25 protein-coding genes are annotated in these 25,214 nt (G+C 73.8%); 7 read left to right on the forward strand and 18 right to left on the reverse strand.

Going from position 1 to position 25,214, the window contains the following annotated elements; all coding sequences use genetic code 11:
* Nucleotides 1-29: 29 nt before the first annotated feature.
* The 12 genes from ACIGAQ_RS01440 to ACIGAQ_RS01495 form a co-directional block, all read right to left on the reverse strand.
* The gene (locus ACIGAQ_RS01440; RefSeq protein ID WP_399778272.1) at nt 30-1,133 is read right to left on the reverse strand and encodes an aliphatic sulfonate ABC transporter substrate-binding protein; all 1,104 of its coding nucleotides are present in this window, start codon (nt 1,131-1,133) and stop codon (nt 30-32) included.
* 222 nt (nt 1,134-1,355) lie between these two features.
* Nucleotides 1,356-2,690: a sulfate adenylyltransferase subunit 1 gene (locus ACIGAQ_RS01445; protein WP_399778274.1), complete on the reverse strand. Its 1,335-nt coding sequence runs from the start codon at nt 2,688-2,690 to the stop codon at nt 1,356-1,358.
* Nucleotides 2,691-2,692: 2 nt separating this feature from the next.
* Nucleotides 2,693-3,631, reverse strand: coding sequence for a sulfate adenylyltransferase subunit CysD (gene cysD, locus ACIGAQ_RS01450; RefSeq protein WP_311682941.1), 939 nt, complete (start codon nt 3,629-3,631; stop codon nt 2,693-2,695).
* Nucleotides 3,628-4,164, reverse strand: coding sequence for an adenylyl-sulfate kinase (cysC, locus tag ACIGAQ_RS01455; RefSeq protein ID WP_394814271.1), 537 nt, complete (start codon nt 4,162-4,164; stop codon nt 3,628-3,630). Before cysC ends, cysD begins: the two co-directional genes overlap by 4 nt.
* Nucleotides 4,165-4,211: 47 nt before the next feature.
* Complete coding sequence (locus tag ACIGAQ_RS01460; protein WP_399778277.1) at nt 4,212-4,922, reverse strand: phosphoadenylyl-sulfate reductase; 711 nt, start codon at nt 4,920-4,922, stop codon at nt 4,212-4,214.
* Nucleotides 4,919-5,098, reverse strand: coding sequence for a hypothetical protein (locus ACIGAQ_RS01465; protein WP_311682936.1), 180 nt, complete (start codon nt 5,096-5,098; stop codon nt 4,919-4,921). Before ACIGAQ_RS01465 ends, ACIGAQ_RS01460 begins: the two co-directional genes overlap by 4 nt.
* Nucleotides 5,095-6,792, reverse strand: a complete 1,698-nt coding sequence (locus ACIGAQ_RS01470) for a nitrite/sulfite reductase (RefSeq protein ID WP_311682934.1) — start codon at nt 6,790-6,792, stop codon at nt 5,095-5,097. The genes ACIGAQ_RS01465 and ACIGAQ_RS01470 overlap by 4 nt, the downstream gene beginning before the upstream one ends.
* Before the next feature lie 130 nt (nt 6,793-6,922).
* Nucleotides 6,923-7,006 (reverse strand): putative leader peptide, encoded by an 84-nt coding sequence (locus ACIGAQ_RS01475; RefSeq protein WP_311241247.1) that lies wholly within the window; start codon nt 7,004-7,006, stop codon nt 6,923-6,925.
* 126 nt (nt 7,007-7,132) lie between these two features.
* Nucleotides 7,133-7,705, reverse strand: a complete 573-nt coding sequence (locus ACIGAQ_RS01480; protein WP_399778280.1) for a GNAT family N-acetyltransferase — start codon at nt 7,703-7,705, stop codon at nt 7,133-7,135.
* A 22-nt stretch (nt 7,706-7,727) separates the two neighbouring features.
* Nucleotides 7,728-9,047 carry a hypothetical protein gene (locus tag ACIGAQ_RS01485; protein ID WP_399778282.1) on the reverse strand — a complete coding sequence of 440 codons (1,320 nt, stop codon included), beginning with the start codon at nt 9,045-9,047 and terminating at the stop codon, nt 7,728-7,730.
* Between the two features lie 175 nt (nt 9,048-9,222).
* The gene (locus tag ACIGAQ_RS01490) at nt 9,223-10,500 is read right to left on the reverse strand and encodes a GAF domain-containing protein (RefSeq protein WP_311682928.1); all 1,278 of its coding nucleotides are present in this window, start codon (nt 10,498-10,500) and stop codon (nt 9,223-9,225) included.
* 247 nt (nt 10,501-10,747) lie between these two features.
* Entirely contained in the window at nt 10,748-12,394 is a 1,647-nt protein-coding gene (locus tag ACIGAQ_RS01495) for an acyl-CoA dehydrogenase family protein (protein WP_399778284.1), read from the reverse strand.
* 110 nt (nt 12,395-12,504) lie between these two features.
* On the opposite strand from ACIGAQ_RS01495, the gene ACIGAQ_RS01500 reads away from it, so the two are divergent.
* Nucleotides 12,505-13,656, forward strand: coding sequence for a YihY/virulence factor BrkB family protein (locus ACIGAQ_RS01500; protein WP_399778286.1), 1,152 nt, complete (start codon nt 12,505-12,507; stop codon nt 13,654-13,656).
* A gap of 10 nt (nt 13,657-13,666) precedes the next feature.
* Here the strand turns inward: ACIGAQ_RS01500 and ACIGAQ_RS01505 are convergent, their stop codons facing one another.
* Nucleotides 13,667-14,590: an NmrA family NAD(P)-binding protein gene (locus ACIGAQ_RS01505; RefSeq protein ID WP_399778288.1), complete on the reverse strand. Its 924-nt coding sequence runs from the start codon at nt 14,588-14,590 to the stop codon at nt 13,667-13,669.
* 81 nt (nt 14,591-14,671) lie between these two features.
* On the opposite strand from ACIGAQ_RS01505, the gene ACIGAQ_RS01510 reads away from it, so the two are divergent.
* Both ACIGAQ_RS01510 and ACIGAQ_RS01515 read left to right on the forward strand, forming a co-directional pair.
* Nucleotides 14,672-15,607 (forward strand): AraC family transcriptional regulator, encoded by a 936-nt coding sequence (locus tag ACIGAQ_RS01510; RefSeq protein ID WP_362277909.1) that lies wholly within the window; start codon nt 14,672-14,674, stop codon nt 15,605-15,607.
* A gap of 382 nt (nt 15,608-15,989) precedes the next feature.
* Nucleotides 15,990-16,679, forward strand: coding sequence for a helix-turn-helix domain-containing protein (locus tag ACIGAQ_RS01515; RefSeq protein ID WP_399778290.1), 690 nt, complete (start codon nt 15,990-15,992; stop codon nt 16,677-16,679).
* Here the strand turns inward: ACIGAQ_RS01515 and ACIGAQ_RS01520 are convergent.
* Nucleotides 16,659-17,063 carry a VOC family protein gene (locus tag ACIGAQ_RS01520; protein WP_399778292.1) on the reverse strand — a complete coding sequence of 135 codons (405 nt, stop codon included), beginning with the start codon at nt 17,061-17,063 and terminating at the stop codon, nt 16,659-16,661. The two genes, ACIGAQ_RS01515 and ACIGAQ_RS01520, sit on opposite strands and share 21 nt — an antisense overlap.
* A gap of 77 nt (nt 17,064-17,140) precedes the next feature.
* Between ACIGAQ_RS01520 and ACIGAQ_RS01525 the strand changes: the two genes are divergently transcribed.
* Both ACIGAQ_RS01525 and ACIGAQ_RS01530 read left to right on the forward strand, forming a co-directional pair.
* The gene (locus tag ACIGAQ_RS01525) at nt 17,141-17,794 is read left to right on the forward strand and encodes a ThuA domain-containing protein (RefSeq protein ID WP_311688957.1); all 654 of its coding nucleotides are present in this window, start codon (nt 17,141-17,143) and stop codon (nt 17,792-17,794) included.
* Between the two features lie 308 nt (nt 17,795-18,102).
* The gene (locus ACIGAQ_RS01530; RefSeq protein ID WP_399778294.1) at nt 18,103-18,642 is read left to right on the forward strand and encodes a peptidoglycan-binding protein; all 540 of its coding nucleotides are present in this window, start codon (nt 18,103-18,105) and stop codon (nt 18,640-18,642) included.
* A gap of 33 nt (nt 18,643-18,675) precedes the next feature.
* On the opposite strand, the gene ACIGAQ_RS01535 is transcribed toward ACIGAQ_RS01530, so the two are convergent.
* The 3 genes from ACIGAQ_RS01535 to ACIGAQ_RS01545 all read right to left on the reverse strand — a co-directional run bounded on the left by ACIGAQ_RS01535 (nt 18,676) and on the right by ACIGAQ_RS01545 (nt 20,965).
* Nucleotides 18,676-19,104 carry a helix-turn-helix transcriptional regulator gene (locus ACIGAQ_RS01535; RefSeq protein ID WP_362277899.1) on the reverse strand — a complete coding sequence of 143 codons (429 nt, stop codon included), beginning with the start codon at nt 19,102-19,104 and terminating at the stop codon, nt 18,676-18,678.
* Between the two features lie 210 nt (nt 19,105-19,314).
* Nucleotides 19,315-19,737 (reverse strand): RidA family protein, encoded by a 423-nt coding sequence (locus ACIGAQ_RS01540; protein WP_399778297.1) that lies wholly within the window; start codon nt 19,735-19,737, stop codon nt 19,315-19,317.
* A 184-nt stretch (nt 19,738-19,921) separates the two neighbouring features.
* The gene (locus ACIGAQ_RS01545) at nt 19,922-20,965 is read right to left on the reverse strand and encodes a LacI family DNA-binding transcriptional regulator (RefSeq protein WP_399778299.1); all 1,044 of its coding nucleotides are present in this window, start codon (nt 20,963-20,965) and stop codon (nt 19,922-19,924) included.
* Nucleotides 20,966-21,217: 252 nt separating this feature from the next.
* Here ACIGAQ_RS01545 and ACIGAQ_RS01550 point away from each other — a divergent pair, with 252 nt between their 5' ends.
* Nucleotides 21,218-22,804 (forward strand): carboxylesterase/lipase family protein, encoded by a 1,587-nt coding sequence (locus ACIGAQ_RS01550; protein WP_399778301.1) that lies wholly within the window; start codon nt 21,218-21,220, stop codon nt 22,802-22,804.
* A 154-nt stretch (nt 22,805-22,958) separates the two neighbouring features.
* Here the strand turns inward: ACIGAQ_RS01550 and mmuM are convergent, their stop codons facing one another.
* Entirely contained in the window at nt 22,959-23,903 is a 945-nt protein-coding gene (gene mmuM, locus ACIGAQ_RS01555) for a homocysteine S-methyltransferase (protein ID WP_399778303.1), read from the reverse strand.
* A gap of 178 nt (nt 23,904-24,081) precedes the next feature.
* Between mmuM and ACIGAQ_RS01560 the strand changes: the two genes are divergently transcribed.
* Nucleotides 24,082-25,200 (forward strand): aminoglycoside phosphotransferase, encoded by a 1,119-nt coding sequence (locus ACIGAQ_RS01560; RefSeq protein WP_399778305.1) that lies wholly within the window; start codon nt 24,082-24,084, stop codon nt 25,198-25,200.
* Nucleotides 25,201-25,214 lie beyond the last annotated feature (14 nt).

Below are 25,214 nucleotides of genomic sequence, written 5' to 3' on the forward strand. Positions count from 1 at the left end.
CACCTCCTGGGAACGGTCGGGTAGCGGGCTTACTTGACGCCGAGGCCGGCGTCGTCGACCGCGGGCGCGCCCTCGGCCTTGAGGACCTTGTTCAGCGGCGCGAGGTCGTAGATGCCCTGCAGGTCCGGCTTCTCCAGCAGCCCCGCCTTCACGGCGTGCTCCGCCTCGGTGTTGAGGGTGGAGGCCAGCGGGTCGTCGGTGAACCGGATCGACTTCCAGGCCGGGTCCAGCACCTCGGCGGGCAGCGCCTTGCCGGTCTCCTTCTCCAGGAGCTTGTTCGCCGCCTCCTTGGCCGCGTCCGGGTTGGCGTTGATCCACTTGTTGGTGGTGACCGAGGCCTTGAGCACGGCCTCGACGACCTTCGGGTGCTTCTGGAGGAACTCCTGCCGCACGATGATGTTCGTGATCACGAACTTCTTGTCCGGCCACAGCGTCGCCTCGTCGAGCAGCTCCTTGCCGCCCTCGGCGACCAGCTTCGACGCGGTCGGCTCCGGCACCCACGCGCCGTCGATCGACCCGGCCTTGAAGGCGTCGGGGGTGACCTTGTTGTCGCTGCGGACGACCGTGACGTCGCCCTTGCCGCTCTGCGGGTCGACCTTCCAGCCCTGCTCCGCGGCCCAGTTGAGGAACGCCACGTCCTGCGTGTTGCCCAGCTGCGGGGTCGCGATCCGCTTGCCTTTGACGTCCTTCAGGGACTTGATCTTGTCCGGGTTCACCACCAGCTTCACCCCGCCGGACGCCGAACCGCCGATGATGCGCAGGTTCTTGCCGCCGGACTTGGTGTAGCCGTTGATCGCGGGGGAGGGGCCGATCCAGCCGATGTCGATGGAGCCGGAGTTGAGCGCCTCGATCTCCGAGGGGCCGGCGTTGAAGACGGCCGGCTCGACCTCGGTGGCGCCGAGCTCCTTCTGGAAGAAGCCCTTCTCCATGCCCACCAGCGCGGTGCCGTGGGTCAGATTGCCGAAGTAACCGATCTTGACGCTGTCCAGACCGTCGATCTTCTTCGCCCCGGCGGCGACCTTGGCGGCGCCGTCGTCCTCGGCCTGGGAGCCGTAGCCGCAGGCGGCCAGGGTGAACAGGGGAAGCGCGGCGACGACCGCGAGACTGCGGCGCACAACGGATGTAGCAGGCACGGGAGGTGGTCCTCTCGGAGGCCCGGCGGTCACGGTCTTTCAGGTCGTGGCCGGGAGGTCGGCAGGTTTTCGTCTACGGCGGTGGGGGGTGAGGGCGCGCAGGCAGTGCGCGTACGTCAGCGCACACATCGCGCCACTCCGCCCTGCCCGCTGCCGAGCGCACCGCTGCCGACGCGGCCGCCCTCCTTCGCGAACATGGAGTAGAAGTCGGGGGAACTCATGTCAGAAGTCCCACCCGTCGTCCTCGGACTCGTCCTTGACCGGCTCGGGGGCGGCGAAGGACTCGCCGACCATGCCCGCGGTCAGGGTCGTGCCGTCGTTCGGGTCGATCAGGATGAAGGAGCCGGTGCGCCGCGAGTCGGCGTAGGAGTCGACCGGCAGCGGCTCGGCGGTACGGATCTTCACCCGGCCGATGTCGTTGGCGACGAGCTGCCCCGGGTGCGGGTGCAGCGACAGGTCGTCGAGCGTGAGCCGGGACGGGATGTCCTTGACGATCGCCTTGACCGTGCGCGTGCCGTGCTTGAGCAGCACCCGGTGCCCGACGGTCAGCGGCGCGTCCGCGACGTGGCAGACGGTCGCCTCGATGTCCTGGGTGGTGGGCGGCGCGTCCTTACTGGGCACGATCAGGTCGCCGCGCGAGATGTCGATGTCGTCCTCCAGCAGGAGGGTCACCGACTGGGTGGTCCAGGCGACGTCGACCGGCTCGCCGAGCAGGTCGATGCCGGAGATCTTCGTGGAGCGGCCCGACGGCAGCACGGTGACCTGCTCGCCCACGCGGAACGAACCGGCCGCGATCTGGCCGGCGTAGCCCCGGTAGTCGGGGTGGTCCGCGCTCTGCGGACGGATCACGTACTGCACGGGCAGCCGGGCGTGGCAGTGGCTCAGGTCGTGGCTGACCGGCACCGTCTCCAGGTGTTCCAGCACGGTCGGGCCGCCGTACCAGTCCATGTGCGAGGACGGCTCCACCACGTTGTCACCGACCAGCGCCGAGATCGGGATCGCGGTGACCTCGGGCACGCCCAGCTCGGTCGCGTACGCCGTGAACTCCTCGGCGATGGCCGCGAACACCTTCTCCTCGTAGCCGACGAGGTCCATCTTGTTCACCGCGAGGACCACGTGCGGCACGCGCAGCAGCGCGGCGATGGCGGCGTGCCGGCGGGTCTGCTCCACGACGCCGTTGCGGGCGTCGACCAGGATCACCGTCAGCTCGGCGGTGGAGGCGCCGGTGACCATGTTCCGCGTGTACTGCACGTGCCCGGGGGTGTCGGCGAGGATGAACCGCCGCCGGGGCGTGGCGAAGTAGCGGTAGGCCACGTCGATGGTGATGCCCTGCTCCCGCTCGGCCCGCAGGCCGTCCGTCAGCAGCGCGAGGTCCGGGGCGTCCTGGCCGCGGCTCGCGGAGGCGCGCTCCACGGCCTCCAGCTGGTCGGTCAGGACCGACTTGGAGTCGTGCAGCAGCCGGCCCACCAGGGTGGACTTGCCGTCGTCGACGGAACCGGCGGTGGCGAACCGCAGCAGGGTGGTGGCCGAGAGCTCCTCGGTCGTGATCGTGCTCATCTCTAGAAGTACCCCTCGCGCTTGCGGTCTTCCATCGCGGCCTCGGACATCTTGTCGTCGGCGCGGGTCGCGCCGCGCTCGGTGAGCCGGGAGGCGGCGATCTCCACGATCACCTTCTCGATCGTGTCGGCGTCGGAGTCCACCGCGCCCGTGCAGGACATGTCACCGACGGTCCGGTAGCGCACCAGCCGCTTCTCGACGGTCTCGCCGTCCTTCGGCCCGCCCCACTCGCCGGCGGTCAGCCACATGCCGGCGCGCCGGAATACCTCGCGCTCGTGCGCGTAGTAGATCTCCGGCAGTTCGATGCCCTCGCGGGCGATGTACTGCCACACGTCCAGCTCGGTCCAGTTGGACAGCGGGAAGACGCGCACGTGCTCGCCGGGGGCGTGGCGGCCGTTGTACAGGTTCCACAGCTCGGGGCGCTGGCGGCGCGGGTCCCACTGGGAGAACTCGTCGCGCAGCGAGAACACCCGCTCCTTGGCCCGGGCCTTCTCCTCGTCGCGGCGCCCGCCGCCGAAGACCGCGTCGAACTTCTCCGCCTGGATCTTCTCGGTCAGCGGCAGCGTCTGCAGCGGGTTGCGGGTGCCGTCCGGGCGCTCCTTGAGCACGCCGCGGTCGATGTAGTCCTGCACGGAGGCGACGTGCAGCCGCAGCCCGTGCCGGGCGACCGTGCGGTCGCGGTAGTCGAGGACCTCGGGGAAGTTGTGCCCGGTGTCGACGTGCAGCAGCGAGAACGGCACCGCCGCCGGGCGGAACGCCTTCAGCGCCAGGTGCAGCATGACGATGGAGTCCTTGCCGCCGGAGAACAGGATCACCGGCCGCTCGAACTCGCCCGCCACCTCGCGGAAGATGTGCACCGCCTCGGACTCGAGGGCGTCGAGGTGCGACAGCGCGTACGGGCTGCCGGTCTCCTCGGACACGGTGGCGACGGTCGTCGTCATGCCAGTCCCCTTTCGGTCAGCAGGGCGTACACCGACGCCGCGGACTCCTGCACGGTCTGGTTCTGCGACTCGATCCGCAGATCGGGCGACTCGGGTGCCTCGTACGGGTCGTCGACGCCGGTGAGCCCGGTGAGCTCGCCCGCGGCCTGCTTGGCGTACAGGCCCTTCACGTCCCGCTCGCTGCACACCTCGACCGGGGTCGCCACGTGCACCTCGACGTACGCCGTGCCGTGGGCCTGGTGGCGCTTGCGCACCGCCTCACGGCTGTCCCGGTAGGGCGCGATGACCGGAACGAGGGCCAGCACGCCGTTGCGGGCGAGCAGTTCGGCGACGAAGCCGATGCGCTGCACGTTGGTGTGCCGGTCCTCGCGGCTGAAGCCGAGGCCCGCGGAGAGGAACTCGCGGATCTCGTCGCCGTCGAGCACCTCGACCCGGTGGCCCTGCTCGCGCAGCCGGCCGGCCAGTTCGTGGGCGATGGTGGTCTTGCCCGCACTCGGCAGACCCGTGAGCCAGACGGTGGCTCCGGTCGTCACGTGAGTCTCCTGAATCGTCCGAATCGTCTGAGGCGTCTGAGGCGTCGTCATCCGTGCAGCCCGCACTCGGTCTTGGCCCGGCCGGCCCAGCGGCCCGCCCGCGCGTCCTCGCCCTCCAGGACCCGGCGGGTGCAGGGGGCGCAGCCGACGGAGGCGTAGCCGTCCATCAGCAGCGGGTTGGTCAGCACGCCGTGCTCGGTGACGTAGGCGTCCACGTCGTCCTGGGTCCAGCGGGCGATCGGGGAGATCTTGACCTTCTGCCGCTTGTCGTCCCAGCCGACCACCGGGGTGTTCGCCCGGGTCGGGGACTCGTCGCGGCGCAGGCCGGTCGCCCAGGCCCGGTAGCCCTTCAGGCCCTCTTCCAGCGGCCGGACCTTGCGCAGCTTGCAGCACAGGTCGGGGTTCCGGTCGTGCAGCTTCGGGCCGTACTCGGCGTCCTGCTCGGCGACCGTCTGACGCGGGGTGAGCGTGATGACGTTGACGTCCATCACGGCGTCGACCGCGTCGCGGGTGCCGATGGTCTCCTCGAAGTGGTAGCCGGTGTCGAGGAAGACGACGTCGACGCCGGGCATGGCGCGGGAGGCGAGGTGGGCGACCACCGCGTCCTCCATCGAGGAGGTCACGCAGAAGCGCTTGCCGAACGTCTCGGCCGCCCACTGCAGGATCTCCAGTGCGGAGGCGTCCTCCAGGTCACGGCCCGCCTGCTCGGCGAGTGCCTTCAGCTCGTCGGTGGTGCGCTCTTCCTGAGTGGTCGTCATATCCGTTCCCCTCCGGAGTCGGATCGCTTCTGTCCCCGGGCCAGCAGGCCCAGGAACTTCAGCTGAAAGGCCCGGCTGCACGCCGCGCATTCCCACGCGCCGTGCCCCTCCTCGCTCGGCCGCAGGTCCTCGTCCCCGCAGTACGGGCAGTAGAACGGGGCCATCCGCTCGCTCACGACAGGGCCTCCTCGCCGGCCCGGGCCGCCCAGGCGGCGAACCGCTCGCCGTCCTCGCGCTCGGCCTGGAACCGCTTCAGGACGCGCTCGATGTAGTCCGGCAGTTCGTCCGAGGTGACCTTCAGGCCGCGCACCTTGCGGCCGAACCCGGCCTCCAGGCCGAGCGCGCCGCCCAGGTGCACCTGGTAGCCCTCGACCTGCTCGCCCTGGTCGTTCAGGACCAGCTGGCCCTTGAGACCGATGTCCGCGACCTGGATACGGGCACAGGCGTTGGGGCAGCCGTTGAGGTTGATGGTGAGCGGCTCGTCGAAGTCCGGCAGGCGGCGCTCCAGTTCGTCGATGAGCTGCGCGCCGCGCTGCTTGGTCTCGACGATGGCCAGCTTGCAGAACTCGATGCCGGTGCAGGCCATGGTGCCGCGCCGGAAGGAGGACGGCCGGGCGGTGAGGTCCAGCGCCTCCAGGCCTTCCACGAGCGAGTCGACCCGGTCCTGCTCGACGTCGAGGACGATCATCTTCTGCTCGACGGTGGTGCGCACCCGGCCCGAACCGTGGGCCTCGGCGAGGTCGGCGATCTTCGTGAGCGTCGCGCCGTCGACGCGTCCCACGCGCGGGGCGAAGCCGACGTAGAAGCGGCCGTCCTTCTGCCGGTGCACACCGATGTGGTCGCGCCACTGGCTGGACGGCTGTTCCGGGGCGGGTCCGTCGGTCAGCTTGCGCCCCAGGTACTCGTCCTCCAGCACCTGCCGGAACTTCTCGGCGCCCCAGTCGGCGACGAGGAACTTCAGCCGGGCGCGGTTGCGCAGCCGGCGGTAGCCGTAGTCGCGGAAGATCGAGATGACGCCCTCGTAGACGTCCGGGACGTCGTCGATCGACACCCAGGTGCCCAGCCGCACGCCCAGCTTGGGGTTGGTGGACAGGCCGCCGCCGACCCACACGTCGAAGCCGGGGCCGTGCTCGGGGTGGGTCACGCCGACGAACGCGACGTCGTTGATCTCGTGCACCACGTCCAGCAGCGGCGAGCCCGAGATGGCCGTCTTGAACTTCCGGGGGAGGTTCGAGTAGGCCGGGTTGTTCAGCACCCGGCGCTTCATCTCCTCCAGGGCCGGGGTGGCGTCGATGATCTCGTCCTCGGCGATGCCCGCCACCGGGGAACCGATCATCACACGCGGGGTGTCACCGCAGGCCGTGACCGTGGACAGGCCCACGCCCTCCAGGCGGTTCCAGATCTCGGGCACGTCCTCGATCCGGATCCAGTGGTACTGGACGTTCTGCCGGTCGGTGATGTCGGCCGTCCCGCGCGCGAACTCCTGCGAGACCTCCCCGATGACCCGCAGCTGCTGCGTGGTCAGCGCCCCGCCGTCGATGCGCACCCGCAGCATGAAGTACTCGTCGTCCAGCTCCTCGGGCTCCAGGATCGCGGTCTTGCCGCCGTCGATCCCGGGCTTGCGCTGGGTGTACAGACCCCACCAGCGCATCCGGCCGCGCAGGTCGTTCGGGTCGATCGAGTCGAAGCCCCGCTTGGAGTAGATCGTCTCAATGCGTGTCCGCACATTGAGACCGTCGTCGTCCTTCTTGAACTGCTCGTTGCCGTTCAGCGGGGTGAAGTGCCCCGCGGCCCACTGGCCTTCACCGCGGTGACGGCTCACCTTGCGGCGTGGAGTCGCGGCGGCAGGCTTCTGCGGGGTGGCGGCCATGGTGGATACGTCCTTCGGGACAGGCGGGAAAGCGGCTCTGACCTGCGCGCGCGGGCGCATGGGCATACGTGCGCGTCATTGCGCGGGAACGAGACGAGAAAGGGGAATGTCGGGCGCGTGCTGAGTGCTCTCAGTGCGCCGGACAGATGGCGCTGGACATGCGGCCGAGGTCGACGTGCCGTCGACTCACCAAGGCGATTCCAGTTCCAGACATGACGGAAGCGTGTCACGGCGATCTGGACACAGTCCAGCATTGTCCAAGATGCGGACACCCTTGTCTCGCACAGCAAGACAGGGGTGTCCTTGGTCACATCCGGTCGGGCAGTGGCGTCCGGCCAGGTCAGGCGGGGAACGCCCCAGGCCACGGTCCCGGAGCGGAAACGTCCGCTTCCTCCTCGACCTTGGTGTCGAACAGCTTGAAGCCGCGGCGCTGGTAGTTGTCCATCGCGTGCTCCCCGTCCTTGCTGCAGGTGTGCAGCCAGACCCGCTTCGTCGGCGCCAGCCCCGCCCAGCGGTCGGCGAGATCCCACGCCCGGGCGGTGCCGTAGGACAGCAGGTGCCCGCCGATGCGCCGGCCGCGGAACGCGGGGAGCAGCCCGAAGTGCACGATCTCCACGACCGCGTCGTCCTGCGCCTCCAGCTCCATGTACCCGGCGGGCGTACCCCGGTCGTAGGCCACCCACGTCTCCACGCCCGGCCGCTCCAGGTGCTCGCGCCAGCGGGCGTACGGCCAGCTCAGCCGGTCGGTCCAGCGGATGTCGCCGCCCACCGAGGCGTACAGGAAACGGCTGAACTCGGGGGAGGGCACCTCGGAGCGGACGATCCGCACGTCCCCCTCCGGGGCGGCGGCCGGCAGCAGATCGGTCGGCGCGGTCTGCTCCAGGGACCAGGTGGTCACGGCGATGGTCGTCATGCGGGCCAGAAAACCATCCGGCCTACTCGTCTGTCGATCGGCCCAGTGCCCGGTCGAGGGAGGTCAGCGGCAGCGCGAACAGCATCCGGCCCGACTGCGACCACACCTCACCGGTCTCCTCCCAGTAGGAGAGGGAACCCGAACCGCCGCTCCAGCAGTGCCGGGTCTCGTCCGTCCCGCACTCCGTCGCCCGGGCCCCGTCCACGTCCTGGCGCCACAGCGTGCCGTGCCCGCCGGGGGAACCCGCCGCGCGGTCCAGGTACCAGGCCGAGCGGTACGCCAGCACGCCCCGCACGTCCGCCGTCTTCGTCTCGTACGCCTCGACCGGCTCCGCACGCCCCGCGGAGTCGGTGCTGAGCAGGCCGGAGCGGGCCGGGTCACGGCTGAGCGCGTAGCGCCACAGCCGGGTCGGGCGGTCACCGTCCGCCGGCACCCACTCGCTCGCGACCAGGCTGTCCGGTGCCGTGCTGCGGTCCAGGGACACGGTGGCCGGACGCGGCGCCTCCCCGCCGGGCAGGGTGTAGGAGCCGACGGCGGGCAGCACGTACCGGGAGCCGTGCGCCGCCCAGCCGCCCCGGACCCGGCCGACCGCGTCGGCGTCGACGGTGGCGCGCTGGATGCGGTCCAGGTCGTACACGTACAGCGCGTCCCGGTCGCCCTCGCGGGTCGTCACCAGCAGCTTGTCCTGGTACCAGACCATGCCCGACAGCGGGGAGACCAGGCCCCGGTAGTCCCGTCCGCCGTCCACCGGGACGGCGAGCAGGGCCCAGGCGTAACGCGGCCGGGCGGGGTCGTTCGCGTCGACGAAGGCGATCTTGGCCAGGCCCCGCTCGGGGTCCGGGCCGTCGAGGGAACCGCCCTCGGCGCCGCCGCGGCTCCAGCCGGACAGCACCACGCGGTTCCCGGCCCAGCGGCCGTCGTCGTCCGCGTCGCCCGAGGTGGTGACCGCGCCGGGCCGCCAGCCCCGGGTGTCGGAGGCGCCGAAGCAGTAGGCGCGCGTGGCCGCCGGCTCGACCGGCAGGCCGTGCCGGTCGGCACCCGCGCAGTCCGCCGCGTCGCGCAGCGGGAGGTCGGCGCCCGCCAGCACCGCGCCGACGCCGACGGGCCGGCCCATCTCCGAGGCGAGCCGGTCCAGCCACGGCCCGGGCACCCGCTGCTCGGCCAGCGGCAGCCGCCCGGTCTCGGCCCCGACCGGCCGCAGGGCCCCGGGGTCGTCGGCGACGGTGGCCTGCGAGGCGCTGATCATGGTGGCGGCGGCGGTGAGCGCGAGGGCCGTCCCGGCCAGGGTCGCGCGCAGCGCCCTTCCCCGCCTGCGCCGCCGGTGTCTGCCGCGATGCTTCATAACGTCCTCCCGAGGCGGACCAACTGCGCCTTGTGATCCGTACGTTGACGGAAGGGCAGGTGGGGTGGCCCGTACAGGGATGCTACGGCAGGGACGGGGGGCGGCGGACGAAGACCCCGCAAATATGCGAAAGACGCACCCCTCGGGGCGGCCCGGACGCCACGGCGCGTGAACCTCAGGGCGCCACCGGGGACCTGCGCAGCCGCGTCACCGCCGGCGCCGCCGAGTGCGGGAGCAGCTCGCCCGGGTCGTCCGGCAGCAGCACCTCCACCTCCGCGTCCTCGGCGAACCGGTACGGCCGGTGCTCCAGGAACGCCCCCAGATACCGCCGCACCCGGGACATCTCCGCACGCACCGTCACCGTGCGGTCCGGGTCGCCGAAGACGTCCGCGGCCAGGCCCGAGGCACTGCGGCCGGAACGGTGCACGGCCAGGAGGTACAGCAACTCCGCGTGCCGCGGACTCAGTTCCCGGGTCCAGGAGCCCGCCGCGCCGGCCACCTCCACCGACCAGCGGCGCGCCTGTCTGAGGTCCAGCACGATCCGGGTCCGGCCGCGCGGCACCGGCTCGTCGGCCGCCGGCCGCAGCAGCCAGCCCCCGGCCAGCGGCTCCACCGCGCACAGCCCGAGCGCCGGCAGCCATCTCAGGCCGGCCGACAGCGACTTCGGCAGGGCCACGCGCCGCGTGTAGGGCATGCCGCTCACCGCGGCCGTCCAGCCGTCCGCGTCGACCGCCAGGGCCCGGCCGCCCAGCCGGGCCAGCACCGGTGCCGCCACCGCGCGCAGCCGCTCCAGCGACTCCAGGTGCATCTCCCGCAGCCGGGCCTCGGCGAGCTTGGCCACCGAGTCGACCCAGGAGAGCGTGGCCGGATGCATCGTCTCCAGCGGCCCGCTGACGTCCACCACGCCCAGCAGCCGGCCGTCCCGCGGATCCGTCAGCGGAGCGCCGGCGCACGTCCAGCCGGCCTGGGAGCGCACGAAGTGCTCGGAGGCGAAGACCTGTACGGGCCGGCGCACCACCGCCGGCGTCCCCAGACCGTTGGTGCCGACCACGCTCTCCCGCCAGTCCGCGCCCAGTTCGAAGCCGAGGCCGTCCGCCCGGCGCAGCACCGGCGGGCTGCCCTCGCGCCACAGCACCCGGCCGTCCTCGTCGGCCACGACCATGATGTGGTGGGCCACGTCCGCCGCGGCCAGCAGACCCTGCCGCAGCACCGGCAGCACATGCCGCAGCGCCGATGTCTCACGCCGCCGCTGCACCTCCTCGCGGGACAGCGGATCGGCCCGGACGTCCCGCTCGGGATCGACGCCGCTGCGCAGCATGCGCTCCCAGGACTGCTCGATCACGGGGCGCGGCGCGACGGGGGCGCGCCGCCCGGACAGCCGGGCGGAACGGACCTCGCTGAGGACCCGGGCCGCACGCGTGGTGTCCACAGCGGCCAGGTGCGTGACGTCCATACGCGTGCGCCCCCCGAAGTTGAGTTTTTGACCGTCTGTCTCATAGTGCCGTCTGTCCCTGGGGTGTGCGCACAGTCCGCCCACAGTCACCAGCAAGTTGCAACCCTCTGCAACCCTGGTGGACGGCCCGGCCCTGACCGAGACTTGAGCGGCGCCGTCCCGAGCGGCGTTCAGTGGCTCGAACGGGCCAGTGCGGCGGGGGTGGTGCCGTGTCGGCGCAGCACCACCTCCGCTTCCCGCAGCGGGGTCAGGACGCCGGGTCGAGTTCCGGCCGGGCCCGCTCCACCACCGCCGCCAGGTCCAGCGTGTGCGGCAGCGTCCCGAAGGCCGCGCCCCCGTCGCCGCCCAGCCGGGCCGCGCAGAACGCGTCGGCGACCTCGGGTGGCGCGAACCGGACCAGCAACGAGCCCTGGAGCACCAGCGCGAGCCGCTCCGCCAGACGCCGCGCCCGGCCCTCCACGCCCTCCAGGTCGGCCAGTTCGGTCAACAGGTTCTTGATCGCCCCGTCCAGCCGGTGATCGGCGCCGCGCGCCCGGCCGACCTCCCGCAGATAGGCGTCGAGCGCCCCGGGCTCCCGCCGCAGCGCCCGCAGCACGTCGAGCGCCTGGACGTTGCCCGCGCCCTCCCAGATCGAGTTCAGCGGCGACTCGCGCACCAGCCGCGGCATCCCGGACTCCTCGACGTACCCGTTGCCGCCCAGGCACTCCGCCGCCTCCACCGCGACCGCCGGGCAGCGCTTGGTCACCCAGTACTTGGCGGCCGGCACCGCGATCCGCAGCAGGGCCCGCTCCTGCTCGCCGCCGTCGTCGCAGGCCGCCGCGAGCCGCAGCGCCAGCGTCGTCGCCGCCTCCGACTCGATCGCCAGGTCGGCGAGGACGTTGCGCATCAGCGGCTTGTCGACGAGCTTCCCGCCGAACGCCTCGCGGTGGGTGCAGTGGTGCACGGCCTGCGCCACCGCCTGCCGCATCAGTCCGGCCGAGCCGAGCACGCAGTCGAGCCGGGTCGCCGCGACCATCTCGATGATGGTGCGCACCCCGCGCCCCTCCTCGCCCACCCGGCGCGCCCAGGTCCCGTCGAACTCGACCTCCGCGGAGGCGTTCGACCGGTTGCCGAGCTTGTCCTTGAGCCGCTGGATCCGGAACACGTTGCGCGAGCCGTCCCGCAGCACCCGCGGCACCAGGAAGCAGGTCAGCCCTTCCGGCGCCTGCGCCAGCACCAGGAAACCGTCGGACATCGGCGCCGAGCAGAACCACTTGTGCCCGGTCAGCTCGTACGTTCCCGCCTCGGCGAGCGGCCGCGCGGAGGTGGTGTTCGCCCGGACGTCGCTGCCGCCCTGCTTCTCCGTCATGGCCATCCCGAACAGGGCCCCGGCCTTGAGGTGCGCGGGCCGCAGCTCACGGTCGTAGATCATGGACGTCAGCCGCGGCTCCCACTCGGCGGCCAGGTCCGGATCCGCGCGCAGGGCGGGCACGGCCGCGTGCGTCATCGACAGCGGGCAGCCGTTGCCGGCCTCGACCTGCGTCCACACCACGAAGGCGGCGGCCCGCCGCAGATGCCCGGCGGGCCTGCCCCAGGCCGCGGTCAGACCGGCCGAGACCCCCTTGCCGAGCAGGCGGTGCCAGGCCGGGTGGAACTCCACCTCGTCGATGCGGTGGCCGTACCGGTCGTGCGTGTGCAGCCGGGGCGGATGCTCGTTCGCCTGCGCGCCCCACTCCTGCACCTGGGCCGAGCCGGAGGTCCGCCCGAGGGCCGACAGCTCGCCGAGCACCTCCTCACGCAGCTCCGGTTCCACATGCCGTTCGACCGCGGCGGCCAGGGCCCGGTCGGCGGAGAAGACGTCGTACCCGACCAGCGGCGGGACCTGGTTCGTCACGAGGTGCGTGCTGCCTGCCATGGTGCGAACGTACCCCGCGGTAGCACCCCGGTCACCAGCGGACCCGGCCCGGTGCGCGAAGAGGCGGCCTGTGGGTGAGTGGGGCCGGGCCCGGCGGATACCGTTAGGGGGTGCAGCCAGCAAGTGAAACCCCCGACACGCCCTCCGGGCGCCTCCACCGGGCGCGGGCCCTCTACCGGAACGTCTCCAAGCGCAAAACCGCCTGGCTGCTGCTCAAGGACACCGTCAACTCCTGCATCGAGTACCGCATCCTGGGGCTCGCGGCCGAGGCCGCCTTCTTCACGCTGCTGTCGGTGCCGCCGCTGCTGCTGAGCATGATCGGGCTGCTCGGCTACGTCGACGCCTGGACCGGCGCCGACACCATCGCGAGCCTGCGCAGCAACCTCCTGGAGGCCTCGCGCACGGTGCTGTCCGACCGCGGGGTGCGCGAGATCGCCGAGCCGATCCTGCACGACGTGATGAAGGGCGGCCGGGTCGACGTCATCTCCCTCGGCTTCCTGATCGCGCTGTGGTCGGGCTCCCGCGCGGTGAACGTCTTCATCGACACCATCACCGTGATGTACGGCCTCGACGGCGTCCGGGGCATCGTCAAGACCAGGCTGCTGGCCTTCCTGCTGTTCATCGTCGCCCTGCTGATCGGCTCGGTCGCGCTGCCGCTGATGGTGGCGGGACCGGACGCGATGGTGGACATCCTGCCCTGGTCGACGACGGTGGTGCAGGTCCTGTACTGGCCGGTGGTGATACTGCTGTCGATCGCCTTCCTCACCACCCTGTACCACGTGTCCGTACCCGTGCGCTCCCCGTGGATCGAGGACGTGCCCGGCGCGCTGGTCGCCCTCGGCATGTGGGTGCTGGGCAGCTTCCTGCTGCGGATCTACCTCCAGAACACCGTCGAGGGCGCCACCATCTACGGTTCGCTCGCCGCCGCCGTCGCCGTGCTGCTGTGGATCGGCGTGTCCGCGTTCGCCGTGCTCGTCGGGGCCGCGGTGAACGCCGCCATCGACCGGGTCTGGCCGGCCGCCGCGACGGCCGCGGCCCGCGAGGCGAACGAGCGGATGCGTCAGGCCCAGGTCGCCGAGTACGTGGCACGCGCCGCCGCCCGGGGCGAGGCCGACCCGGACATGCCGTCCGAGTTCCCCGAGCGCTGGTCCCGCTTCCTGCCCCCGGAGGACGTCACCGCCCGGCTGCGCACGCAGGTGAAGTCCACCCACGGCAAGAACGGCCAGGGCACCGGGGAGGGGCAGCCGCCCGCCGGCAAGTGACGGGCCGGCCTCAGACCTTCCAGGTGCCGGCCGCCGCCTCCTCCCGCACGAACTCGGAGAAGTCCCGGGGCGCCCGGCCCAGGACCTCCTCCACTCCGCCGGAGAGATGCGCGTTGCGGCCGTCGAGGAGGGTGTCGAAGATCGCGGTCAGGGCGGTCACCTCCCGCGGCGGCACACCGAAGGCGGCCAGGGCCTCCCCGTAGTCCCGCGTCGAGACGGCCCGGTACGACAGCGGCCGGCCCGTCACCGCGGCGATCTCCGCGACCGCCTCCCCGAAGGTCAGCAGCCGCCCGCCGGAGAGGGTCAGCGTCCGCCCGGCGTGGCGGTCGCCGGACGTCAGGGCCGCCACCACCACGTCCGCGATGTCCCGGACGTCCAGGAACGGCTCGCGCACCTCGCCGGCCGGGAACACCAGTTCGCCGCGCTCCCGCAGGTCGGCCACCAGCGGGCCCTCGCTGAAGTTCTGCGCGAACCACGCGGCCCGCACGACCGTCCAGTCCGCGCCCGAGGCACGCAGCGCCTCCTCGGTGGGCAGGGCCTGGTCCTCGCCCCGCGCCGACAGCAGCACCAGCCGCCGCACCCCGAGCCCGACCGCCTCCCGTGCGAGTGCCCCGACCGCCTCGGCGGCACCCGGCGCCCCCACGTCCGAGGGGAGGGCGAGGTAGGCCGCGTCGGCGCCGCGCAGGGTGTCCGCCCAGGTCGAGCCGTCCCACCAGTCGAAACCGGTGGCCCGGGACGCCGCCCGCACCGTGAGCCCGGCGGCCTCGGCGGCCCGCGCCACCCGGCTGCCCGTACGGCCGGATGCGCCGGTGACCACCAGCGTCGTCCCCGGGGCGCTCCCGCTCCCCGCCGTGTCCGGCGCCGTCCGGCGCGCCGTGTGCTGCCCGGCGCTGCGCGCCGGGTTCCGTGCTGTGTCGTGTGCCGTGTTCGTCATGCCGTCGAGTCAACTGCCGTACCGCGGACGGAACCATCGCTGAACGGCTCATTCCCATGCGGCCGCGTCTACGCTGGCCGTATGGACGCTCTCGCAGGCCTGCTCGAAGGCCCCCGGGCACGGGGCGCGTTCATGATCAGGGCGTGCTTCGACCCGCCCTGGGCGGTGCGGGTGGAGGACAGGGCACCGCTGACCGTGATGCTCGTCGTGCGCGGCGAGGCCTGGGTCCTGCCCGACCGGGGCGAGAGCGCGAGGCTGCGCGCCGGCGACCTCGCCATCGCCCGCGGCCCCGACCCGTACACCTGCGCCGACGCCCCGGACACGGCACCCCAGGCGCTGATCCTGCCCGGCCAGGAGTGCCGCCGGCCCGACGGGCGGCCCCTCAACGGCTCCATGGACCTCGGCGTGCGCACCTGGGGCGACCGGCTGGACGGCGGGACCGTCCTGCTCATCGGCACGTACCCGATGCGCGGCGAGATCGGCGGGCGGCTGCTGGACGCCCTGCCGCCGCTGCTCACGCTGACACCCGAGGTGTGGGACTGCCCGCTCACGCCGTACCTCTGCGCGGAGATCGTGCGGGACGAGCCCGGCCAGGAGACCGTCCTGGACCGTCTGCTGGACCTGCTGGTCATCGCCGCGCTGCGGGCCTGGTTCGCCCGCCCCGAGGCGGCGGCGCCGGCCTGGTACCGGGCGCTGGCCGACCCGGTCGTCGGCGGGGTGCTGCGTCTGCTCCAGGACGACCCCGCCCATCCCTGGACGGTCGCCGCGCTCGCCGCCAAGGCCGGGGTGTCCCGGGCCGCGCTCGCCCGCCGGTTCACCGGGCTGGTCGGGGAACCGCCGATGACGTACCTCACCGGCTGGCGCCTCGCCCTCGCCGCCGACCGTCTGCGCGACACCGACGACACGCTCGACGCGGTGGCCCGCAAGGTCGGGTACGGCAGCGCGTTCGCCCTGTCCACGGCGTTCAAGCGGGTGTACGGGGTGAGTCCGGCGGAGTACCGGGGGCGGGTGGGGTAGGGGCGGACAGCTGGATCCGGCGGTCGCCGCTCGGCGGTCGGCGGTCGGCGGTCGGCGTGCGGGGTGCGGGGTGCCGGTGGTCGGCGGGTGCGGGTGCGTTGTGGCTGGTCGCGCAGTTCCCCGCGCCCCTGAGGGGGCGGATGGCGGGGCGCTTCTGGGGAGCAGGGGCCGACGGGTGGGCAGGTCCTGGGCGGGTGTCTGTAGCGGCCGGTGCGGGGCGGGCGGCGGGCGGCGTGGGGGGTGCTGGTGGTCGGCGGGTGCGGGTGCGTTGTGGCTGGTCGCGCAGTTCCCCGCGCCCCTCAGGGGGCGCGGTTCCCCGGGCCCTCAGGGGGGCAGTAGTCCGCGCCCCCTGAGGGCGTGTCGGCGGCGTAGCCTGGCTGGCGTGTATGTGGAGCGGGCGTCGCGGCTCGCGGGGGCTGTCGTGTGGACCAACACCCCGGAGCCGTCCGGGACGGGTCGGGTGCTGCCGGACGGGTGCATGGACCTGCTGTGGCACGACGGACGGCTGCTGGTCGCCGGGCCGGACACCCGGGCCCACCTCACCGACGGCGAGGGCGGCTCCTGGGCCGGCATCCGCTTCCCGCCGGGCACGGCGCCGACGCTCCTCGGCGTCCCCGCGCACGAGCTGCGCGACCGCAGGGTCGAGCTGGCGGAGCTGTGGCCCGCCGGCGAGGTGCGACGGCTCACGGCCCGCGTGCGGGCGGCCCCCGACCCCGTGAGCGGCCTGGAGGAGCTGGCGCTGCGCCGGGCGGCGGACACAGGCCCTCCGGACCCGCTGCTGCGGCAGGTGGTCGCGGCCCTCGACGCGGGCCGCCCGGTCGCCGCCACCGCCGACGAACTGGGCGTCGGGGCACGCCGGTTGCACCGCCGCTCCCTGGCCGCCTTCGGCTACGGGCCCAAGGTGCTGGCCCGCATCCTGCGGTTGCGCCGCGCCCTCGCGCTGGCCCGGGCCGGTACGCCCTTCGCGCAGACGGCCGCCCGGGCCGGATACGCCGACCAGGCCCATCTGGCGCGTGAGGTACGGGAGTTGACGGGGCTGTCGCTGAGCGGCCTACTCGGCCGCGGGGTCTAGCGGGGCGTACAGGTCCACCCCGTTGCCGTCCGGGTCGAGCACCACGGCGTACCGCTGCCCCCAGAACGCGTCCCAGGGCTTGAGCTCGCCGTGGTACCCGGCGCCGGTCAGCTCCGCGTACAGCGCGTCCACCTCGTCCGGCCCGTCGCACCGCAGGGCCAGCGAGGTCCTGCCCCCGCCCGAGGGGGGACGCCACCCGGGCAGGAAGGAGCGGACCGTCTCCTCGGTGTCGAGTATCAGCCGCAGCCCGCCGGGCAGCGGGGCCTCGGTGTGCGGCTGGTGATCGGCGTCCTCGGGGAAGGCGAACCCGAGCCGGCGGTAGAAGGCGACGGAGGCGGCCATGTCGGAGACGACGAGGCCGATGGCATCGAATCGTGCGGTCATGGGCCCACCGTAGGCAGCGCCGGGACGGCCGGTCTTGAAGGAAACGGACACCGGCCGCGCCGGTTAGGTTCGATGCCATGGCACCCCGACTGCTCGTCCACACCCGCACCACCGACTACCGGCACGACTCCATCCCGGCCGGTGTCGCGGCCCTGCGCGCCCTCGGCGCCTTCGAGGTGCACGCCACCGAGGACCCGGCCGCCCTGGAACGGCCCCTGGACGGCTACGCGGCCGTCGTCTTCCTCTCCACCAGCGGCGACATCCTCACCCCGGCCGGCCGGGAGCGGCTCGCCGCGTACGTGGAGTCGGGCGGCGGCTTCGTCGGCGTGCACGCGGCGGCCTGCACGGAGTACGGCTGGCCGTACTACGGCGACCTCCTGGGCGCGTGGTTCGACCGCCACCCCCACCACCAGCCGGGCCGGGCCGTCGTCGAGGACCACGACCACCCGGCGACCCGGCACCTGCCCGCCGTCTGGGACTTCACCGACGAGTGGTACGACTTCCGCACCAACCCGCGCGGCAAGGTCCGCGTCCTGGTCACCGCCGACGAGTCCTCCTACGAGGGCGGCGGCATGGGCGAGGACCACCCCCTGGTCTGGTGCCACGACCACGGCCGGGGCCGGGTCTTCTACACGGCCCTCGGCCACGCCCCGGAGGCCTACGCGGACCCCGCCTTCCGGGCGCACCTGCGGGGCGGCATCTCCTGGGCGGCCGCACTGCCCCTGCCCTGACGGGCGTCAACCGGCTTCCGTGTCCCGTCTCCCGTGGTTCACCCTCCCGTGGCCGCCCGGGCGGGCCCGGTGGAGCCCGTGTGCGCGGCCACCCGTCCCACCCGCGTCCCGTCCCACCCGCGTCCCCGGCCGGCCCGTCCCCGGCCGGGACGCCGCCGCCCGGCGCGTGAACCGTCCCCGGGCGGTCCGTGGACGCCGGGAACGCTCGCCGCGGCCGGGGCCGGCCCCCGAGGCTGTGCCGTGCCAGACGAGACGAGCCGCCCCAGGGGGAGACCCGCGGGGGACGGCGGTTCGGAAAGGACAACCGCATGAGGACGCGCAATCGGGCCATGGCGATGGTGACGGCCGCACTGCTGGGGGCCGGCGGCACCGGCATCGCGCTCGCACCCACCGCGAACGCCGCTCCCGCCTACTTCGGCATCGACGGCGGCGGCGCCGTCACCAACGACTGGGAGGACGAGGAGACCCTCGGCGTCGACGCCTACTCCAGGGGCAACGCCATCGCCCTGTGGGAGGCCGTGCTGTGGGCGGACGGCGCCCAGTGGGAGGACGACGAGGGGGAGTGGCGGCCGTTCAAGAAGAGCCAGATCGACGGCTCGTTCGGGCCGGAGACCGAGTCGGCCACGCAGTGGTGGCAGAGCCGGCACAACCTGCCCGAGACCGACGGCATCGTCGTCAGCGAGAGCTGGGACTTCGCCCAGACCCGGCTGCAGGGCCTGCCGGGCAACATCGTCCAGTACAGGGGCGACGCGCGGAACGTCAACTTCAAGCGCGTGGGCGGCAAGTACCAGGTGAAGCTCAGGAACGTCGGGCCCTGGAAGAACGCGTACTACCGCAGCCTGGGCTGAACGGGCCCTCGGGGAGCGGGTGACCTCGCGGGGTCACCCGCTCCCCGCCGGCAGCACCCACAGCAGCCCGGCCAGCAGCACGACGATGACGGCGAAGGAGACCAGGGCAGCCGCCCGCCACCGCCGGTGCGCGGCACCGGCGGGCGGCGTCCCGGCCGCGGGCGGCTCCGCCGGCCCGGCCGCGTCCGCCACGCCGTGCGGCCACGTCGGATCGGCGAGGTCCCACAGCGCCAGCAACCGCGCCGATTCGGCGCCCGCGACTCGGCACAGCGCCTGCACCGCACCCCTCGGCGGCTGCTTGGCCCCGCTGAGGTACCGCTGCCACGACGACTTGCTGTACGCCGTCCGCCGGGCCAGCTCCGCCAGGCTCAGACCCGTGCGGTCCTTCAACGAGCGCAGCTGCTCGACCAGGTGCCGCGCCTCCCTCGGCAGTGCCTCCGGAAGCGGCCGCCAGCGTGTCATGGTCGTCCCCCCACCGCTCGCCGCCATCCCACCCCCGGGTGCCGGCCCCTCCCCGCCGCATCGTTCGACGCCGAGCGGATCCGGCCAGTTCCCCTTCCCGAAGGGCGCGCGGCGCGCGCAGGGGGTGTGCGACCACGGACCGGGCGACCACCGGCCGCCGCCGCGTGCGCCGGGGCGGGGGCGGGGGCGGGCCCGGGCCGGGGGCGACGCTCAGCCGGCGTCCGGTGCCGTCGGGCGGACCGCCACCGCGTCGACCTCGAACAGCATGCCCGGCAGGGCGAGCGCGGCGACCCCGCTCAGCGTCTGCGCGGGGAGGCGGTCGCCGAAGCGGGCGTGCAGGGCCTTGCCGAGCACCTCCAGCCTGCCGGGGTCGTGGTCCACGACGAACGTGCCGAGCCGGACGACGTGTTCGAAGCCCAGCCCCACCCCCTCCAGCGCGGCGCGCAGCCGGTCGAAGGCCAGTTCCACCTGCGCGGCGAAGTCCCCCGGAACGGGCGCGCCGTCGGCGTCGGAGGCGTACTGGCCGGCGATGTACACGGTCTCGCCGGGGGCCGAGACGGCGTGGCTGTACCCGAACGGGGTGGGGTCGTGGAGCGTGGCGGGATTGGTGATCGTGCGCGCGTCGCGCGTCATGCCCGGGCAGTCCTTTCCGCGGAGCGCGGCCGTCACCTCGGCGACGGCCCTGTCTCTCTCGCCAACTCCGGTTGCCCGCAGGCACATTCCCCGGTGCGGGCCCGGTGACGCGCGTCGCCGGGCCCGCCACGCGCGTCGCCGGCCGGTGCGCGGGGTGTCCGTCCGACCGGCCCCGACCGTCCCGTTACGCGCGGGGCGGCGCGGTGCTGGCCCGTTCCACCAGCCGTGTCGACAACTCCGTCCGCGTGCTCTCCGGCCGGTGCCCGTCCATCATGCGCAGCAGCGACCGCAGGGCCGTCGCGGCCATCTCCGACAGCGGCTGGCGGACCGTGGTCAGCGCCGGGGAGGCCCAGCGCGCCTCGGGCAGGTCGTCGAAGCCGACCACGCTGATGTCGTCCGGGACCCTCAACCCCCGTGCGCCGAGCGCCTCGTAGACCCCCAGGGCCATGAGGTCCGAGCAGACGAACACGGCCGTCGGCGGCTGGGGCAGGTCGAGGAGTTCCAGCGTGCGGCGGCGGGCCCGGCCCTCGTCGAAGCCGGCGTACCGGACGTACTCGGCGCGTTGCCGGACCCCGGCCGACGCGAGGGCCGAGCGGTAGCCGGCGACCCGGGCGCCGCTGCACATCGTGCGCCGGGAACCCGCGACCACCGCGATCCGCTCGTGCCCGAGGGAGAGCAGGTGCTCGGTGGCCGTCACACCGCCCTGCCAGTTCGCCGCCCCCACCGACACCACGCCCTCCGGCGGCTCCTGCACGGGGTCGATCATCACGAACGGGATGCGGTGCTGCTCCAGCCAGGCGTACTGCGAGGCGCTCAGCTCGGCCAGGTTGAACAGCACCCCGGAGGAGCCCCGCGCCACCAGCTTGTCCAGCCAGCCCCGCTCGGGGCGCCCGACGCGGGAGCGGGTCAGCGCGGCCGACACCACGACCTCCAGGCCCGCGTCGTGCGCCGCCTCCTCCGCCCCGTGCAGCACGGCGCCCGACCAGGAACTCTCCAGGGAGTGCACGACCAGGTCGACGAGCCGGGGCGCCTTCGCGGCGTCGAAGCGGGGCCGGCGCACGTAACCGAGCCGGTCGAGCGCCTCGGTGACGCGGCGGCGGGTCTCGGGCGCGACGTCCTCGCGGCCGTTGACCACCTTCGAGGCGGTCGGCACCGAGACCCCCGCCTCGCGGGCCACGACCGCCAGCGTCGGACCGGCCGCCGCGCTCGCACTCGCCGTACGCACCATCGGGAACCCGCCTCTCCGGCCCGCCCCGGGGCCGTGGGAAGTGTCGACCAGCACTGCCCGCCGCGGTTCGGCTCCGACCGGGCAGAAAGCGCTTCCTACTGTAGGTGTGGCGCACGACGGCGGGAAGACGGTGCCGACTCGCCGCCGTACGCCGAACAGCCGTATCGCCCGCTCGTGTCCCGGAATACCCGGCCACAATGAGTTGCTCTGATCTTCACGGTGCACGAGCGCGGTGAGGGGGCTGGTGGACGGATGACGGCGGACCGGACGGACCCCGTGGTGAGCACACCCCACGGTGCCCTGCGGGGCAGATACGAGCGCGGCGTCGCGGTCTTCCGCGGCATCCCCTACGCGGCACCCCCCTTCGGCCCGCGCCGCTTCCGCCCGCCCGTGCCCCTCCCGCCCTGGGACGGCGTCCGTGACGCCGGCGCCTTCGGCCCCACCCCGCCCAAACCCCCGTACTCCGACGCCTTCGCCCGCTATCTGTCCGACCCCGTCGTCCCCGGCGACGACATCCTCAACCTCAACGTCTGGACCCCCGACCCGGATCCCGCGGCCCGCCTGCCCGTGCTGGTCTGGCTGCACGGCGGCGCCCTGACCAGGGGCTCCTCGGCGGTACCGGTCTACGACGGCCACGCCTTCGCCCGGGACGGCGTCGTCTGCGTGTCGGTCAACTACCGCCTGGGCGTCGAGGGCTACGGACTGTTCCCCGACACGCCCCCCAACCCGGGGCTGCGCGACCAGATCGCCGCGCTGGCCTGGGTCCACGACACCATCGAGGCGTTCGGCGGCGACCCCGGACGCATCACCCTCTTCGGCCAGTCCGCCGGGGCCATCAGCATCGGCGCCCTGCTCGCCGCCCCGCAGACCCGGGGCCTGGTCCGCCGTGCCGTGCTGCAGAGCGGCCCGCCCGAGGCGTCCGAACGGGCCAAGGTGCGCCGTATGGTGCGCCGCATGGCGTCCCGGCTCAGGATCCCCGCCACCGCCGAGGCCTTCGCAGCCGTCGACCGCGACCTGCTGCTGCGCACCCAGGCCGAGGTGGGCCGGCTCAGCAGCCCGGTCCTCGGCGGCCCCGCCTTCGGCATCGTCGTCGACGGCGACGTCCTCCCGCGCGACCCCCTCGACGCCCTCCTCGACGGCGCCGCCCCGGGCGTGGACCTGATGATGGGCTGGACCCGCGACGAGCACCGGCTCTGGCTGGTCCCCGGCGGCCTCATGGAGCGCCTGGACCGCCTCGGGGCCGTCGCCCTGGCCGGGGCCATGGCCCGCTGCCACTGCGGCAGCGAGGTCCCGCGCGGCTACCGCGCCCTGCACCCGGAGGCCGGCACGGCGGACCTCGTCGGCGACCTCGTCACCGACCACCTCCTGCGCATCCCCCTGCATCGACTGGCCGACGCCCGGACGGAACGGTCGTACGTCTACGAGTTCGCCTGGCCCTCGCGCCTCCCCGGCCTCGGCGCCTGTCACGCGCTCGAGCTCGGTTTCGTCTTCGACACCGGTGAGGTGCCCGAGTCCCGCAGACTCGCCGGCGAGGGCGCGCCCCAGGAACTCGCCGACGCCATGCACTCCGCATGGGTGCGCTTCGCCGCGGAGGGCGACCCGGGCTGGGAACACTGGGACGCCACGCACCCGGTGCGGGTGTTCGGCGACCACGCCCCGGGCGCCGCACACGAGGTGGCCTACACCGCGCACGGCCCGCGCGACCGCGAACTCGCCCTCTGGACCCGCGACGCCGCCACGCCCGCCCCGGCCCCCACCGACACCGGACCACCACGCGGCCCGGAACTCCGCGCAGCGGTACGCCGCCTCCGGCGACCGGGCCCACTCCGCCGGAACTGACACCCCCCGACCACTCCGCCGCCGCCCAGCCGCCCCCTGCCCGACCGCCTGTCGTGGGGTCCGTGTCCGGCCCGCCCGTGCGGGAGGGCTCGTGTCCGGTTCGCGCGTAGGGGCCCTTGCCCGTCCGTCGGGCCCGCCCGTCCGTCAGGCCGGTTCACGGTCGCGGACCGGTACGGTTCCCGGCCGGTTGAGGTGTCGTCAGTGTCTCCGCGATCTTCGAGATCGTCTGCGGCCCCACCCGGCAGCATCCGCCGATCAGCCGGGCGCCCGCGGCCCGCCAGCGTTGCACCTGGGCGGGGGTGAACGTGCCGCGGCCGGACCAGGACCGGGTCGTGGCGTCCCAGGTCTCGCCGCTGTTGGGGTAGACGACGACCGGCTTGCCGGTCACCCGCGCCGCGGTGGCCGCGGCGGACTCGACGTCCTCGGGCGCGCAGCAGTTCACGCCGACCGCGATCACCTCGTCCGCGTCGGCGGCCAGGGCGAAGGCCTCCTCCAGCGGCTGCCCGGCGCGGGTGCGGTCGCCGGCGACCGAGTAGGTCAGCCAGGCCGGCACCCCCAGTCCGCGCACCGCCCGCAGCAGCGCCGCAGCCTCGTCGGCGTCCGGGACCGTCTCCAGCGCGAGGACGTCGGGACGGGCCGCGGCCAGTACCTCCAGGCGGGGGCGGTGGAAGCGCTCCAGCTCGTCCACCGTCAGCCCGTACCGCCCCCGGTACTCCGAACCGTCCGCGAGCATCGCCCCGTACGGGCCCGCCGAAGCCGCCACCCACAGGGGGCGCGGGACCCCGGCCCGGCGAGCCGCCTCCCGCGCCGACTCCACGCTCAGCGCCATGAGCCGGGCCGCCCGGTCGCGACCGACCCCGCGCTGCGCGAAGCCCTCGAACGTGGCCTGGTAGCTGGCCGTGATCGCCACGTCCGCGCCCGCCCGGAAGTAGGCCAGGTGCGCCTCGGTGATCGCCTCCGGCCGTTCGGCGAGGAGCCGCGCGGACCACAGCTCGTCGCTCAGGTCGTGCCCGGCCGTTTCGAGCTGGTTGGACATGCCGCCGTCCAGGACGACCGTCCCGGCGGCGAGGGCCTCGGCGAGGGCGGGGGTGCTGGTCATGCCGCCGACGGTAGTCGACGCCCGCCCGGGGCCGGGTCCCGCTGCCGCTGTGTCCATGGAATGAACAGGTCGGCCGGCATGTGGGACGCCGGGCCACGATCACGGCCCCGGGATCCCGGTGCGCCTGTGGCTGCGGGGACGCGGGGACAGGAGCGGGGCGTCGGCATAGCATCGGGGAATGCCCGAGGTCGCTGCCGCAGATGCCGAAGTACGTGAGGTGCTGGGAGTCCCGCCGGACCGGGCGGAGTTCGAGCCGCTCACGCACAACCCCTCGAACGGCGTCACGGCCGGGGTGTGGCGGGTCGGCGGAGGCGGCCGGACGGCCGTGCTGAAGGTGCTGACGCGGACCAAGGAGACCGGTGTCGCCTGGGCGGCCTCCAACGACCCCCGGCACTGGAACTTCTGGCGCCGCGAGGCCTACGTCTACCGGTCCGGGCTCGCCCGGGTCTGGGAGGCGCACGGCATCCGCGCGCCCCGGCTGCTGGAGTGCGCCGACCGCCCCGACGGGGACGTGGCGTTGTGGCTGGAGGACGTGCCGGGCACCCCGGCCACGGTCTGGTCCCCGGCCCGTCACGTCGAGCACGTCCACCGGCTCGGCAGGGCGCAGGGCGCGGTGGGGGCGGGGGAGGACCACCCCTGGCTGTCGCGGGGATTCCTGCGGGACCACACCACCGACCGGACGACGGGCGCGGAGCTCCTCGACGACGACGCGGCGTGGCGGCATCCCAGGATCCGGCGGCACTTCCCGCCCGGCCTGCGCGCCGACATGGTCCGCCTGCACCACGACCGGGCGTGGTTCCTGACCGTCATGGAGTCGCTGCCGCGCGCCCTGTCCCACCTCGACCAGTGGCCGGCCAACGTGCTCTCCGGCGGCCCCGGCACCAGCGTCCTGCTGGACTGGGCGTTCACCGGCGACGGCGCCCTCGGCGAGGACCTCGGCACGTATCTGCTCGACTCCGTCCTCGACCACTTCCTGCCCGCCGACGAGCTCCCCGGCCTGGCCAAGGCGGCCTACGACGCCTACCTGCACGGGCTGCGTGCGAGCGGCTGGCGCGGTGACGAGCACCTGGTCCGCCTCGGCGTGTGCGCCTCCGTGGTCAAGTACGACTGGCTCACCACGCTGATGCCGGCCCGGGCGGACGACGAGCCGGTGGCATACGGCGGGTCGGGCACCGTGCCGGCCGACCTGCGGTACCGGGAGCGGGGCCTGGCGCTGGCGTACCTGGCCGAACGGGCGGCCGAGGCCAGGGTGCTGGCTCCCCGGCTGGGTTTCCCTCCCGCCCCCAGCGGCCGCTGACCGCACGGACGGAA

The organism is Streptomyces sp. NPDC085932 (assembly GCF_044540525.1).
Taxonomy (GTDB): Bacteria; Actinomycetota; Actinomycetes; order Streptomycetales; family Streptomycetaceae; genus Streptomyces; species Streptomyces levis.

Coding starts and splice junctions, on each gene's coding strand:
- ACIGAQ_RS01480 (WP_399778280.1), bottom strand. CDS start 7,705: ATGACGACCATCGCCGTGACCACCTGGTCCCTGGAGCAGACCGCGCCG.
- ACIGAQ_RS01560 (WP_399778305.1), top strand. CDS start 24,082: ATGCCCGAGGTCGCTGCCGCAGATGCCGAAGTACGTGAGGTGCTGGGA.
- ACIGAQ_RS01525 (WP_311688957.1), top strand. CDS start 17,141: ATGGCACCCCGACTGCTCGTCCACACCCGCACCACCGACTACCGGCAC.
- ACIGAQ_RS01545 (WP_399778299.1), bottom strand. CDS start 20,965: ATGGTGCGTACGGCGAGTGCGAGCGCGGCGGCCGGTCCGACGCTGGCG.
- ACIGAQ_RS01505 (WP_399778288.1), bottom strand. CDS start 14,590: ATGACGAACACGGCACACGACACAGCACGGAACCCGGCGCGCAGCGCC.
- ACIGAQ_RS01485 (WP_399778282.1), bottom strand. CDS start 9,047: ATGAAGCATCGCGGCAGACACCGGCGGCGCAGGCGGGGAAGGGCGCTG.
- ACIGAQ_RS01490 (WP_311682928.1), bottom strand. CDS start 10,500: ATGGACGTCACGCACCTGGCCGCTGTGGACACCACGCGTGCGGCCCGG.
- cysD (WP_311682941.1), bottom strand. CDS start 3,631: ATGACGACGACCGTCGCCACCGTGTCCGAGGAGACCGGCAGCCCGTAC.
- ACIGAQ_RS01520 (WP_399778292.1), bottom strand. CDS start 17,063: ATGACCGCACGATTCGATGCCATCGGCCTCGTCGTCTCCGACATGGCC.
- ACIGAQ_RS01460 (WP_399778277.1), bottom strand. CDS start 4,922: ATGACGACCACTCAGGAAGAGCGCACCACCGACGAGCTGAAGGCACTC.
- ACIGAQ_RS01550 (WP_399778301.1), top strand. CDS start 21,218: ATGACGGCGGACCGGACGGACCCCGTGGTGAGCACACCCCACGGTGCC.
- ACIGAQ_RS01535 (WP_362277899.1), bottom strand. CDS start 19,104: ATGACACGCTGGCGGCCGCTTCCGGAGGCACTGCCGAGGGAGGCGCGG.
- ACIGAQ_RS01445 (WP_399778274.1), bottom strand. CDS start 2,690: ATGAGCACGATCACGACCGAGGAGCTCTCGGCCACCACCCTGCTGCGG.
- ACIGAQ_RS01540 (WP_399778297.1), bottom strand. CDS start 19,737: ATGACGCGCGACGCGCGCACGATCACCAATCCCGCCACGCTCCACGAC.
- ACIGAQ_RS01470 (WP_311682934.1), bottom strand. CDS start 6,792: ATGGCCGCCACCCCGCAGAAGCCTGCCGCCGCGACTCCACGCCGCAAG.
- ACIGAQ_RS01475 (WP_311241247.1), bottom strand. CDS start 7,006: ATGTCTGGAACTGGAATCGCCTTGGTGAGTCGACGGCACGTCGACCTC.
- ACIGAQ_RS01530 (WP_399778294.1), top strand. CDS start 18,103: ATGAGGACGCGCAATCGGGCCATGGCGATGGTGACGGCCGCACTGCTG.
- mmuM (WP_399778303.1), bottom strand. CDS start 23,903: ATGACCAGCACCCCCGCCCTCGCCGAGGCCCTCGCCGCCGGGACGGTC.
- ACIGAQ_RS01510 (WP_362277909.1), top strand. CDS start 14,672: ATGGACGCTCTCGCAGGCCTGCTCGAAGGCCCCCGGGCACGGGGCGCG.
- ACIGAQ_RS01495 (WP_399778284.1), bottom strand. CDS start 12,394: ATGGCAGGCAGCACGCACCTCGTGACGAACCAGGTCCCGCCGCTGGTC.